The sequence below is a fragment of the Caballeronia sp. LZ019 genome, assembly GCF_031450825.1.
Taxonomy (GTDB): Bacteria; Pseudomonadota; Gammaproteobacteria; order Burkholderiales; family Burkholderiaceae; genus Caballeronia.
Window position 1 is genome coordinate 407,509 of sequence record NZ_JARTVZ010000003.1, and the last position, 13,568, is coordinate 421,076.

The 13,568-nt window shown below is 66.1% G+C and carries 10 protein-coding genes; 9 read left to right on the forward strand and 1 reads right to left on the reverse strand.

Features of this window, described 5'->3' with window-relative positions:
• The first annotated feature begins 4 nt into the window (after nt 1–4).
• The 7 genes from P9255_RS10380 to P9255_RS10410 all read left to right on the forward strand — a co-directional run bounded on the left by P9255_RS10380 (nt 5) and on the right by P9255_RS10410 (nt 8,678).
• A complete protein-coding gene (locus tag P9255_RS10380) occupies nt 5–607 on the forward strand; it encodes an intradiol ring-cleavage dioxygenase (RefSeq protein WP_309767939.1) in 603 nt (200 codons plus the stop codon).
• Nucleotides 608–771: 164 nt separating this feature from the next.
• Nucleotides 772–2,376 carry an ABC transporter substrate-binding protein gene (locus P9255_RS10385; protein WP_309767937.1) on the forward strand — a complete coding sequence of 535 codons (1,605 nt, stop codon included), beginning with the start codon at nt 772–774 and terminating at the stop codon, nt 2,374–2,376.
• Nucleotides 2,377–2,387: 11 nt separating this feature from the next.
• Entirely contained in the window at nt 2,388–3,368 is a 981-nt protein-coding gene (locus P9255_RS10390; protein ID WP_309767936.1) for an ABC transporter permease, read from the forward strand.
• 17 nt (nt 3,369–3,385) lie between these two features.
• Nucleotides 3,386–4,342 carry an ABC transporter permease gene (locus tag P9255_RS10395; RefSeq protein ID WP_309789451.1) on the forward strand — a complete coding sequence of 319 codons (957 nt, stop codon included), beginning with the start codon at nt 3,386–3,388 and terminating at the stop codon, nt 4,340–4,342.
• Nucleotides 4,343–4,366: 24 nt separating this feature from the next.
• Nucleotides 4,367–6,058, forward strand: a complete 1,692-nt coding sequence (locus P9255_RS10400) for an ABC transporter ATP-binding protein (protein ID WP_309767933.1) — start codon at nt 4,367–4,369, stop codon at nt 6,056–6,058.
• A 24-nt stretch (nt 6,059–6,082) separates the two neighbouring features.
• Entirely contained in the window at nt 6,083–7,300 is a 1,218-nt protein-coding gene (locus tag P9255_RS10405; protein WP_309767932.1) for an acyl-CoA dehydrogenase family protein, read from the forward strand.
• Nucleotides 7,301–7,334: 34 nt separating this feature from the next.
• The gene (locus P9255_RS10410) at nt 7,335–8,678 is read left to right on the forward strand and encodes an LLM class flavin-dependent oxidoreductase (protein ID WP_309767931.1); all 1,344 of its coding nucleotides are present in this window, start codon (nt 7,335–7,337) and stop codon (nt 8,676–8,678) included.
• 12 nt (nt 8,679–8,690) lie between these two features.
• Here P9255_RS10410 and P9255_RS10415 read toward each other — a convergent pair whose 3' ends face one another.
• On the reverse strand, nt 8,691–9,761 hold the full coding sequence (locus P9255_RS10415; protein WP_309767930.1) for an MBL fold metallo-hydrolase: 1,071 nt from the start codon (nt 9,759–9,761) through the stop codon (nt 8,691–8,693).
• Between the two features lie 287 nt (nt 9,762–10,048).
• Between P9255_RS10415 and P9255_RS10420 the strand changes: the two genes are divergently transcribed.
• Both P9255_RS10420 and P9255_RS10425 read left to right on the forward strand, forming a co-directional pair.
• Complete coding sequence (locus P9255_RS10420) at nt 10,049–12,127, forward strand: EAL domain-containing protein (protein WP_309767928.1); 2,079 nt, start codon at nt 10,049–10,051, stop codon at nt 12,125–12,127.
• Between the two features lie 120 nt (nt 12,128–12,247).
• Entirely contained in the window at nt 12,248–13,564 is a 1,317-nt protein-coding gene (locus tag P9255_RS10425; RefSeq protein ID WP_309767926.1) for a Gfo/Idh/MocA family oxidoreductase, read from the forward strand.
• Nucleotides 13,565–13,568 lie beyond the last annotated feature (4 nt).

Consider the following 13,568-nt stretch of genomic DNA (forward strand, 5'->3'; position numbering starts at 1 on the left):
TTCGATGTCGAAACGATTCGTGAGTCAGGGGCGGCGCAGGTTCTTGCTGGAGTCGCGTGTCGTGCCGTCCGCGCTATTGATGATGGCTTTCGGCGATGCAAGGACGGCGCTCGCTGCGACGCCCGCCTGCCGCGACGGAGACGCGCCGACGCGGCGGCAGACGGCGGGCCCGTTCTTCCTGCCGCGCTCCCCGCAACGGACATCGCTACTGGAACCGGGCATCGACGGGACGAAGGTCGTATTGAGCGGCCGCGTGTGGTCGTCGCAATGCAGGCCGGTGGCGGGCGCGCTGCTCGATTTCTGGCATGCCGACGATACCGGCGAATACGACGTCGACGGTTTTCGGCTGCGGGGGCATCAGTTCGCGGATGGCGAGGGGCGGTATCGGCTGGAGACGATCGTGCCGGGGTTGTATCCGGGGCGCACGCGGCACTTTCATGTGAACGTGCAGCCGCCCGGCGGGGCGATGCTCACCACGCAACTGTACTTTCCGGATGAGCCGGGCAATGCGCGGGATGCGCTGTTCGATCGAAGGCTGCTGGTCGCCACCGGCGAGGAGGGCGGGCGAAAGACGGCGCGGTTCGGTTTCGTGCTTACGCTCGCATAGCGATTCGCCGCACTAGCTTATTCGATGACGCGCGCTTTAGTTATGCATAAGCATTCGTTCCTTTGGCAGGCGGTCCGTTTTACCGTAAGCGCTGCGGCAGCAGCACGTTCTGCACGCGCAACGGCAAACCGGACGCTCAACGACACGCAAAGGAACGGCATTACATGGCAGGCTTCAATCGACGTGACTTCCTGATTACATCCGGTGCGGCCATCGCATCGACGGGTCTGTCTTCGCTGGCATTCGCACAGAATCAGGGCGCGGCGCCCAAACGCGGCGGCACGCTCAACATGCTGATCAATCCCGAGCCGCCCGTGCTGGTTTCGATCTTCCAGACGACCGGACCGGCACTTGTCGCAAGCTCGAAAGTCATCGAAGGGCTGCTCGCCTACGACTTCGATCTCAAACCCCGGCCGCAACTCGCCACCGCTTGGAACGTAAGTCCCGATGGTCTCAAATACACATTCACGCTGCGAGAGAACGTCAAGTGGCACGATGGCCAGCCGTTCACGTCGGCGGATGTCGCCTTCTCCATCGATCTGCTGAAGTCCATTCATCCGCGCGGCCGCAGCACCTTCGCCAACGTGACGCGCATCTCAACGCCCGACGCCCGGACTGCGGTCATCGAACTGTCGAAGCCCGCGCCTTATCTGCTGAAGGCGCTGTCGGCGGGGGAATCGCCGATCGTGCCGAAGCATCTTTACGCGTCCGGCGATCCGCTGACGAATCCGCATAACAACGCGCCCATCGGGACCGGGCCCTTCCGCTTCAAGTCGTGGACGCGCGGCGCGAATATCATCTATGAGCGCAACCCGGACTACTGGGATGCGGGCAAGCCGTACATCGATTCGCTCGTCCTCAAGGTCATTCCGGATGCCGCCGCGCGTTCGGCCGCCTTCGAAACGGGTTCGCTCGATCTCGGCGGCGAAAACCCGGTGCCGCTGTCGGATTTGCCGCGCCTCACGCAATTGCCGCAGCTCGCGGTGGAAACGCGCGGCTATCGCTTCCTGCAGCCGCAAGGCGAGATCGATTTCAACCTCGCGCATCCGATCCTGAAAGACCTGCGCGTGCGGCAGGCCATCGCCCACGCAGTGAATCCGCAGATCGTGCAGAAGACGATCGCCTACGGATACGCGGATCTGTCGCCGACGCCGATCACGCCCGCCTCGCCGTATCACGACGCGAAGCTCACCCCTTATGCGTTCGACACCGCGACCGCCGAGAAACTGCTGGACGCGGCGGGTTATCCGCGCAAAGACGGCGGCCCGCGCTTTCAGCTCACGCACGACTATCTCCCGTATGGCGACATGTACCGGCGGCAGGCGGATTACGTGAAGTCCGCGCTTGCGCGCGTGGGCATCGACGTGACGGTGCGCTCGCAGGACTTGCCGTCGTTTCTGAAGCGCGTGTATGCGGACCGGCAGTTCGACTTCACGAGCATCGGGGTGAACACGCTTTTCGATCCGAGCGTGGGCGTGCAGCGGCTTTACTGGTCGAAGAACATCCGCCCCGGCGTGCCGTTCTCGAATGCGCCGCACTACAGCAATCCGCAAGTGGATGCGTTGCTCGAATCGGCATCCGTCGAAACGGACGAAGCGAAGCGTGTCGCGTTGTATCAGCAGTTTCAGCAGATCGTGTATCGCGATTTGCCGATCCTCAATCTGATCGCGCCGCGTATGGTCACACTCGCCAACCGCCGCGTGCATGACCATACCGTGTCCGCGCAAGGGCTCGAGGGCAATCTCGCCAATGTGTGGCTGAGCGCCTGAGGACACGCGACATGAACCGACGCACGCGCCTTCGCGCAATCGCGCGCCGCACGGCATGGCAGGCGGTGCCCGCGATGCTCGCCATCGTGATTCTCAACTTCCTTCTGCTGAAGCTGATGCCCGGCGATGCAGCCGATGTCATCGCCGGCGAGTCCGGCTCGGCGACCGCGGAGACGCTGCAGGCGTTGCGCGTGAAGTTCGGTCTCGATCAGCCGGTGCTGCATCAGTTGTGGTCGTATCTCTCACACCTTGCTCACGGCAGTCTCGGCTACTCGCCGCGTTACGACGCGCCTGTGATGCAGCTCATCCTGGCGCGGCTGCCGAACACGCTCATCCTGATGGGCACGGCGCTCGGCATGGCGATCGTCGCGGGCATCGTGCTCGGCGCGATCATGGCGCACTGGGCGGGCAAGTGGCCCGATCGCGTGCTGTCGGTGCTTGCGCTGTTGCTGTATTCGACGCCGGGGTTCTGGATCGGCCTGCTTGCCATCGTTCTCTTTTCGGTGCGCCTCGGGTGGCTGCCGAGCGGCGGCGATGTGACCGTCGGCGCGCAACTGCATGGGATAGGGCATGTCGTCGATGTCGCGAAGCACGTGCTGCTTCCCGCGACCACGTTGGCGACCTTCTTCGTCGCGATCTACGCGCGTCTCACGCGTGCCGCGATGCTCGAAGTGCAGCGTCAGGACTTCGCGCGCACCGCGCATGCGAAGGGGCTGCATCCGTTGCGGGTGTCGCTGCGTCATGTGTTGCGCAATGCGCTCATGCCGCTCACGACGATGATCGGCATCCACTTCGGCACCTTGCTCGGCGGCGCGGCCGTGACCGAGACCGTGTTCAGCTGGCCGGGCCTCGGCCGGCTTGCGCTCGATGCGGTGATGGCTCGCGATTTCAGCGTGCTGCTCGGCGTGCTGCTGCTTTCGTCGTTTCTCGTGATCGTCGCCAATGTGCTGGTCGATCTGTTTCAGGCGTGGCTCGATCCGCGCATCGCATGACTTTTTATCGACGACGTATGGCTTCCGATTCCACTGACCTCCCAGCTTCCGCCCGCAACGGCTCGGCCTGGCGCAATCAGCTTGCAGGCACGCTGTTCGGCATGCGGCGCGCACGAACGGCGCCATCTGCGCGCGCATCGCGCGGTGTCTGGCGAGGGTTGCTGCGTAACCCGTCCGCGCTTGCCGGCGTGCTGCTGCTGGCCGCGTTCGCCGTGCTCGCGATTGCCGCGCCGCATCTCTTTCCCGGCGATCCGCTCGACATGGTCGCGGCGCCGTTCGAATGGCCGGGCAGCGATCCGGCGTATCGCTTCGGCACCGATTCGCTCGGCCGCGATGTCGCCGCAGGCATCGGGCACGGCACGCGCGTCTCGCTGCTGATCGGGGCATCGGCGGCGGCGATCGGCCTCCTGATCGGCACGCTCGTCGGCGCGGCCGGCGGCTACTTCGGCGGCGTGCTCGACGACGTGCTCGTGCGGATCACCGAAATCTTCCAGACGGTGCCGTCGTTCCTGCTCGTGATCGTCATCGTGGCGATCGGGCGGCCGAGCGTGACGATCATCGCGCTCGCCATCGGCATCGCATCGTGGCCGACGGTCGCGCGCATCGTGCGCGCCGAGTTCCGCGCGCTGCGACAGGCCGACTTCGTTCTGGCCGCGCGCAGTCAGGGCTTTTCGAACGCGCGCATCATCTTCGGCGAAATCCTGCCGAATGCGTTGCCGCCGGTGATCGTCACCGCATCGGTGATGGTGGCGAGCGCCATCCTCATCGAATCGTCGCTGTCGTTTCTCGGCATGGGCGATCCGAACGTCGTCACATGGGGCGGCATGATCGGCGCGGGCCGCGATGCATTGCGCACCGCCTGGTACCTAACGGCGATCCCCGGCGCGGCCATCGTGCTCGCCGTGCTCGCGCTCAACCTGCTCGGCGACGGACTCAACGACGCCCTCAATCCGCGCTTGCGTGAACGCGCGTGAATCACTGAATCACCGGAACCGAACGTGGCCCATCTTCTCGAAGTGCGCGATCTGCGCGTGAGTTTCGGTGCGCATCGCGCCGTGCGAGGCATCGACTTCAATATCGCGGAAGGCGAGACGCTCGCCCTCGTCGGCGAATCCGGCTGCGGCAAATCAGCGACGGCGCTCTCGCTGATGCGCCTCTTGCCCGAGCCGGGGCGTGTGAGCGGCAGCATCCGTTTCGACGGACGCGAACTGCTGACGCTCCCGCCGCGCGACATGCGTGCATTGCGCGGCAGTCAGATATCGATGATCTTTCAGGAGCCGATGACATCGCTCAATCCGGTCCTGCCGGTGGGCGCGCAGATCGTGGAAACCTTGCGTCAACACGAATCGCTGTCGAAACCGGCGGCGCAGCGGCGCGCGGTCGAACTGCTCGATCTCGTGCATATTCCGCAGCCGCATCGGCGTGCGGCCGATTATCCGCACGAGTTGTCGGGCGGGCAGCGGCAGCGCGTGATGATCGCGATGGCAGCCGCGTGCCGTCCGCGCCTGCTGATCGCCGACGAACCGACCACCGCGCTCGATGTGACCATTCAGGCGCGCATCCTCGAACTGCTCGATGAGCTGAAGCGCGAATTGTCCATGTCGCTGATGCTCATCACGCACGACCTCGGCGTGGTCGCGCAACACGCGGATCGCGTCGCGGTGATGCTCGCCGGCGAGAAGGTCGAGGAAGCGCCCGTCGCACGCCTCTTCACCGAGCCGCGGCATGCGTACACGCGCGGCTTGCTCGGCACATCGCTGAACGTGGCGACGGACCTTCACTATCGCGACTGGAAGCTTCCCGAGATCCGCCACGCATCGACCGATGACGGCGCGACCGCGTTCAACGTGATACCGCTCGCGCCGCGTGCGGACGTATCGACTGCGCATGAGACCAGCGCCGCGCCGCTGCTGTCGGTGAGAGACCTGCGAGTGGACTACGCGCATCGGCACGGCAAGGGCGCGCTGCGCGCCGTCGATGGTGTCTCGTTCGATATCGCGCGTGGCGAAACGGTCGGTCTCGTCGGCGAATCCGGATGCGGAAAGTCGACGCTCTCGAAGGCGATCATGCGTCTCGTGCCTTCCATGAGCGGATCGATCCTGCTCGATGGCGACGATATCGCACCGCTTTCGGAACGCGCATTGCGCCCGTTGCGGCGACACGTGCAGATGGTGTTTCAGGACCCGTATGCATCGCTCAATCCGCGCCGCAGCGTCGGCGAGATTCTCGAGACCGTGCTCGCGGTCAACGGTATCGCCGATACGAACGCACGCCGCGCCCGCGCCGCCGCGATGCTCGATCGGGTCGGACTGCCGGCTGCCGCCCTGCGGCGATTCCCGCACGAGTTCTCCGGCGGCCAGCGTCAGCGCATCGGCATTGCGCGAGCGCTGATTCTCGAGCCTGCCCTTCTGATCTGCGACGAACCGGTGTCGGCGCTCGACGTTTCCATCCAGGCGCAGATACTGAACCTGCTCGTCGAACTGAAGCGCGATCTCGGCCTCGCGTATCTCTTCATTTCGCATGACCTGTCGGTCGTGCGCTATATCGCGGATCGCGTGCATGTGATGCATGGCGGGAAGATCGTCGAGAGCGGCGATCATCGCGAAATCTGGCGCGCACCGCGGCATGCCTACACCCGCGCGCTGCTCGATGCGGTTCCCGTCAACCGGTTCGACGCGCAAGCCGCATAAAACATGACTCGACAAGGAAAAGAGATGCCGGAACATCACACCCCTTCGGCTTCACCCGCCCTGCAGCAGGCGCTCGATGCGCTGCCCGCGCTCGCGGCCGCGATCGGAGAAGAAGCGGCGGCGCGCGAAGCGCGTCGGGAGCTGCCGTTCGAAGCGTTCGCGCGCTTTCGCGAATCGGGGCTCGGCAAGCTGCGTCTGCCGGAGGAGTGGGGCGGCTTCGGCGGTTCGCTCGAAGATGTCTTTCACGTGATATCGACGCTTGCCGCGCATGAGAGCAACGTCGCGCATGCGTTGCGCATCCACTTCGACCAGACTGAAGCGCTGTTGCTGTCGCCGCGCACGCCGTTCAACGAACTGCAGATCCGACGCGTGGCGGACGGTGCGGTCTTCGGCGGCGCGTCAACGGAAGCGGGCACGTCGAGGCCCGGCGAAATCACGACGCAGCTCACGCGCGACGGCGGCCACTATCGCCTGAGCGGCCGCAAGTACTACGCGACGGGCACGGCATTTTCCGACTATGCGCGTCTCAACGTGCAGGACGAAAACGGCGCGCCGGTCATCGCCATCGTGCCGACGCAGCGCGAAGGACTGAACGTGCTCGACGACTGGGACGGCATGGGACAGCGCATGACCGCGAGCGGCAGCCTCGTGTTCGAAGACCTGCTCGTGCGCGCCGACGAAGTCGCGCCGCGCACGCTGACGACGCTCGCCGGACGCCACGGCGGCGCGCTGCGGCAGTTGCATCTGGTGGCGGTGGCGGCGGGCATCGTGCGCAACGTCGTGGCCGATGCAAAGCGCTACGTGCTTCGTCACGGGCGTCCGGTGCTGCACAGCGCCGCACCGTCGGCCCGGGAAGACGGCTTCATTCAGCAGGTGGTCGGCGAGTTGTCGGCGCACAGCCATGCGATCGATGCACTGGTGCGCGACAACGCACGCGTGCTGGACCGCTCGTCGCGTGCCATCCGGAACGGCAGCGCCGATGCCGATGCGCTCGTGCTGGAAGGCGCGCTGGCCACCGCGCGCACGCAGCTCGTCGTCAGCAAGCTGGCGCTCCACGCAGCCGAGCGCATGTTCGAGGCGGGCGGCGCGTCGGCGACGGCGCGCGCGCATAACTTCGACCGGCACTGGCGCAATCTGCGCACGATCTTCAGTCACAACCCGCTGCTGCACAAGTCGCGCGTCATCGGCGACTACGAGCTCAACGGCGTGACCACGCATCTCACCGAAGGACGCGTGTTCTGACGCGCTTCGCCCATCATCCGAACCGGAGGCTTCCATGAGCGGCGATTTTCCGCGCCAGCTGCATCTGAACATCAACGCGCTGCACTCGGGTTTCGTGCCGTCCGCGTGGCGCGTGCCCGATGCCGATCCGCGCGCTTTCATCGACGTGAACCATTACGTGCGCGTCGCGCGAATTGCGGAACGCGCCTGTCTCGATGCGATCTTTCTCGCCGATAGCGCCGCGATTTCCGATCAGCTCGACCTGCGTCCGATCACCGCGCTCGAACCGACGCTGCTGCTCACGAGCATCGCCGCCGCGACGACGCATATCGGGCTGATCGCGACCGCATCGACGAGTTACAACGAGCCGTACAACATTGCGCGGCGTTTCGCGACGCTCGACCTCGTCAGCAACGGGCGCGCGGGATGGAACATCGTGACGACGGCGGACCTGCCTTCCGCGCGCAACTTTGGTCTCGATGCCGTTCCGGATCACGCGCAACGCTATGCCCGCGCCGACGAGTTCGCCACGCTCGTCAAGTCGCTGTGGAATAGCTGGGAAGACGATGCGTTCATCGCGGACAAGGCGAGCGGCCGGTTCGTCGATCTCGGCAAGCTGCATCCCGCGGCGCATCGCGGGCGCTTCTTCGGCGTGCAGGGCGCCCTGAACCTGCCGCGCTCGGCACAGGGCCATCCGGTGCTCGTGCAGGCGGGCGCATCCGGCGACGGGCGCGATCTCGCCGCACGTCACGCGGAAGCGGTGTTCTCGGCGTCGCAGTCGTTCGATGAGTCGCGGGCGTATCGCGAAGACCTGAATGCACGTGCCGCGCGCTATGGCCGCGGCCCGAACGCGGTAAAGGTGCTCGCCGGGCTGACCACAATCATCGGCGCGACCGAGACCGAAGCGCTGCGCCGCCGCGACGAGCTCGTCGACCTGATTCCGTGGCGCTACAGCCTGAACCGGCTGGCCGGGACGCTCGGCGTGCCGGTGGATGCTCTCTCGCTCGACAAGCATCTGCCGGACGATCTGCCGCTGCCCAATAACGGCAACGGCAATCACACGTTCTTCAACGCGACGCTCGCGCAGGCGCGCGCGCATGGCTACACGGTGCGCGAACTGGTGCGGGCGCTGGCGGGCGGCGGCGGGCATCGCGTGATCGTCGGGACGCCGGAACAGATCGCCGACGACATCGCGCACTGGTTCGAGAACGGCGCCGCCGATGGCTTCAATCTGATGCCGGACGTTCTGCCCGACGGGCTCGAAGCATTCACGGAAGGCGTCGTGCCGATACTGCAGCAGCGCGGCATTTTCCGTCGCGCATACGAAGGCCATACGCTGCGCGGCCACCTGGGCCTCGCAAAGCCGGCAGGGCGCCGTGCCGCCCAAGAGGCGGCGTAACGAACCAGCCGGTCACGGCACGGCCGCATCCGCTTCCACCGGCAACCCCTCCGCCTTCCACCTCAGCATCCCCCCGGCGAGGTTGGCCACCTTGCCGAATCCGGCTTTGGTCAGCAGCACGCTCGCCTGAGCCGACCGCACTCCCGAGCGGCACACCGTCACGACCGGCCGCTCGCGATCCAGCTCGTCGAGCCGGCTCGTCAACTGCGAGAGCGGCACGAGCTTCGCGCCCCGCAGATGCCCCAGCCGGTCGATGAACTCGGGCGCCTCGCGCACATCCACTATCTGCAGCGCGTTTTCCTGCTCCAGCAACGCCATCGGTTCGATCTCCCATACGCCGCTGAAACGTAGCGTCAGCGGCGCCCAGTCCGGGACGTCGTCGGCCTGCGCGCCGGCTTCGGGCTGCCCGCAGCGCAGGTTCGCAGGCACCGCCACGGCCATCCGCTTCGGATGCGGCAGGTCGAGATGGCTCATGTGGCCCACGAAGTCGCCCATATCGACATCGCCGCCGAGGCGCGGATTGAACCGCCGCTCCTCGGCGATGCTCGTCACGGTGATGCCCCGATAATCATGCGCAGGGTAGAGCAGGCAGTCGTCCGGCAGCGTCAGAATCTGCTCGTGAACCGATGCGAACAGCTGGCGCGGGCTGCCGTGCTGGAAATCGGTGCGGCCGCAGCCGCGAATCAGCAGGCTGTCGCCGGTGAAGGCCATGCGCCGATGGTCGAGCACGTAAGTCAGGCAGCCGTTGGTGTGGCCCGGCGTCGCGCGGACCGTCAGATGCCGGCCGCCGAAGCCGATGCGATCGCCATGTTTCAAAGGCCGGTCCACGCCCTCCGCGCCCGCCGCTTCCGCAAGCGCGATGGCACTGCCGCATCGCCGGCGCAGCCGCCACGCGCCCGTCACGTGATCGGCATGCACATGCGTGTCGAGCGTCGCGCACAGACGCAGGCCGAGTTCGTCCAGAAGCGCGAGATCGCGCGGAGCCTGCTCGTAGACAGGGTCGATCAAGAGCGCCTCGCCGGCATCGCCGAGAAGATAGGTGTAGGTCGAAGAAGCGGCATCGAAAAGCTGGCGGAAGATCATCGCGGAAATCCGAAGTTGCGGTCTCCCTCCATTCAAGCCGCTCAGGCGCCAATGCTCAAGTGCGGCGTGCGGCCGCCGTCACCCGAGCCGGGACCCGCTCTCGAAAAGCCAGTCCTATGAATGTTTTCGATTGCCAAGGCTGCTGCTTGGCAACATACTTGCCTGCTCGTAGGGCCGCGTCTTCTCGTGGTTTCGGGCGTTTTGCGCGCCGGCGGCCGAAACCCCTGTCCCTTGATTCCCCCTTACGAGCGATGATCGAAGATCGGCGCTTCCAACGATAACGGCCGATGCTCGCCAATACCTATAACCCGCTGCTGGTCGTTTGTTCGCTGCTTGTCGCCATGCTGGCCGCCTATACCGCGCTCGACATGGCCGGCCGGATCGCGCTCGCGCAAGGGCGGGCCGCGCGCTGGTGGATGATCGGCGGCGCGTGCGCGATGGGCCTCGGCATCTGGTCGATGCACTTCATCGGCATGCTCGCGTTCAACTTGCCGATCGCGCTCGGCTATGACCCGGCGATCACGCTGCTGTCGCTGCTGATCGCCGTCGCGGCGTCGATGTTCGCGCTCTGGCTCGTCGGCCAGAAAACGCTTCCGGTCTCGCGGCTGATCGTCGGCGCATTGCTGATGGGGCCGGCCATCGCAGGAATGCACTACACCGGCATGGCGGCCATGCGGATGCGGCCCGGCATCGAATACGAACCGGCGCTCGTCGTGTTGTCCGTCACCATCGCCATCGTCGCTTCGGGCGCGGCGCTGTGGATCGCGTTCCGCTTGCGGCAGGCGTCGGGCAGGCTCTTTCTTCGCGGGATTGCATCGCTCGTGATGGGCGTGGCGATCGTCGGCATGCATTACACCGGCATGGCGGCCGCGCATTTTCCGCTCGGCAGCGTCTGCGATGCCGCCCAGGACGGCGCCGATCCCGCGTGGCTCGCGCTCGTGGTGATTCTCGTGACGCTGGCGGTGATCGCCATCGCGCTCATCATCTCCGTGCTCGATCTGCGCATGGAAGCGCGCACGGCGGTGCTCGCGGCATCGCTCGCGGAGGCCAACAAGGAACTCGCGTTCCTCGCGCTTCACGACAGTCTCACCGGCCTGCCGAACCGCGTGCTGCTCGATGACCGGCTCGAACAACTGGTCCGCGGCGCGCGGCACGCCAAAGGCCGTTTCACGCTGATGTTCATGGACCTCGACAGCTTCAAGGCGGTCAACGACGCGCTCGGGCATCGTGTCGGCGACAAGCTGCTCGTCGACGTGTCGCGGCGGCTTCGCGATGCGCTGCAATCGCACGATACGATCGCGCGCGTCGGCGGCGACGAGTTCGTGCTTCTTTCGGATGTGGAGGATGCGACTGGCGCGGCGGCCGTCGCGCAGGCGCTGACGCAGGCCATCGAAGCGCCGTTTCAGGTGGAAGGCCACGATGTCCGCATCTCGCTCAGCATCGGCATCGCCATCTATCCGGACAACGGCGCGGACCCGGAAGCGCTGCTCAGCAACGCCGATGCAGCGATGTACCACGCCAAGGCGCTCGGCAGCGGCAGTTGCTGCTTCTTCGAACCGTCGATGCAGGCCGACGTCTACGAGCAGATGCAGCTCGCGCATGAGTTGCGTTCGGCGCTTGCGGCCGGGGAAATGGTCCTCCATTACCAGCCGAAGTTCGGGGCGCTGAGCGGCGCGGCGGTCGGGGCGGAAGCGCTGCTGCGCTGGAATCATCCGGTGCGGGGGGTGTTGTCGCCCGACCGGTTCATCGCGCTCGCGGAGAAGACCGGGGCGATCGTGCCGATCGGCATGTGGGTGCTCGACGAAAGCTGCCGCCAGTTGAAGCTGTGGCATCGCGCGGGGCACGCCGACTGGAGCATCGCGGTGAACCTGTCGCCGCTGCAGTTCATCGACGACGGTCTCGTGCAGGCCGTGCAGGATGTGCTGCGCCGCCACGATCTGCCCGCGCATTGCCTGATTCTCGAAGTGACGGAATCCACCGCGATGCGTGACGTCGACGTGAGCCTCGCGGTGCTCGAACAGCTGCGGCATACCGGCGTGCAGATCGCCATCGACGATTTCGGCACCGGCTATTCGAGTCTGCTTTACCTCAAGCGGCTGCCGGCGACGGAACTGAAGATCGATCGCGGTTTCGTGCGGCAACTGTCGCACGGCACCGAGGACGCGGCGATCGTATCGGCGGTGGTGGCGCTCGGGCGGACACTGAATCTGCGAATCGTCGCGGAAGGCGTGGAGACGCGGCAGCAGCGCAAGCATCTGACCGAAGTCGGCTGCGACATTCTTCAAGGCTACTTGCTGGGCAAGCCGATGCCCGCCGATGCGTTCATCGAGGCGGTGATGCCCGCTTACGCGTCGCTTGCCCGATAGCGGACGCGCTTGTCCTTGTTTTGACCAACGGCGTCCGTCTGCAAGGCGATGTAACGGAACGGAGCTTGCTCGAACACGGGTTCGCAGCGAGCCTCCTTCCATCCATCACCGATCCTCCTCATGCCGACGACTCCCCCTCTCGACGACGAGCGCGTTCCGCTCGACTCCCAACCCCCGCGCCGCCGCTTCCTGCAGCGAACCGGAACCGGCATGGCGGCCGCGCTGATCGCGGGCGGTGTCGGCACGGCGCGGGTCGCGAACGCCGCGCAAGGCACGCCCGGCGATGCGAACGCTGTCGACCTTCCGCCCATCGCGGATACGCAGACCGAGCAGCAGGAAAAGACGCCCGATCCGCGCGCGCGCCCGGATGAACGCGTGGGCTTCGCCGTCGTCGGGCTCGGGCGGCTATCGCTGAATCAGATCCTGCCGGCGCTCGCATCGTCGAAATATGCGAAGTTGTCCGCGCTCGTCAGCGGCGACGCCGACAAGGCGCGCAAGCTCGCGCGGCAATACGGGCTCGCCGACAACGCGGTCTACGGCTACGACAGCTTCGAGCGCCTCGCCGACAATCGCGACGTGCAGGTCGTCTACATCGTGCTGCCGAACAGCATGCACCGCGAATACACGGAGCGCGCCGCGAAAATCGGCAAACACGTGCTGTGCGAAAAGCCGATGGCGACGAGCGTCGCCGACTGCCAGCGCATGATCGACGCGTGCCGCAACGCGAACCGGCTGCTGATGATCGCGTACCGCAGTCAGTATGAGCCGATGGATCGTCTCGTCGCGAAGTGGATCAAGGACAAGCAGCTCGGGCCGGTGACGGAGTTCGTCGCCGGCAATTCGCAGAACGCGGGCGATCCCGGCCAGTGGCGGCTGAAGCGCGCGCTCGCGGGGGGCGGGCCGCTGCCGGACGTCGGCATCTACTGCATCAACGCCGCGCGATTCCTGCTCGACGAGGAGCCCACGGAAGTGATCGGCACCGTCGTGCAGCCGGCGTCCGATCCGCGCTTTCGGGAAGTCGAGCAAAGCGTGCACTTCATCCTGCGCTTTCCGAGCGGCGCGACCGCGACGTGCGCGTCGAGCTATGCGACCCACGAAGCGCGATTCTTCCGCGTACAGGGCGCGAAGGCGTGGGCCGAGATGAATCCCGCGTTCGCGTACAACGGGCTGCGATTGCGCAAGGGCATGCTGGTCGAAGAGAAAAACGCCGCGACGGAGATCACGATCGATCCGGTCGATCAGTTCGCGCGCGAGATCGATCACATGGCGTTGTGCGTGGTGCGCAACCGGACGCCGCATACGCCCGGCGAGGAAGGGCTGCAGGATCAGCGGATCATCGAGGCAATTTACGAATCGGCGCGCACCGGCCGCGTCGTGAGGCTCGCGCCGCCGCCAGGGCCGACGCGAGGCCCGATGCCCGACGAGGAGAAGTTCTAGCGCG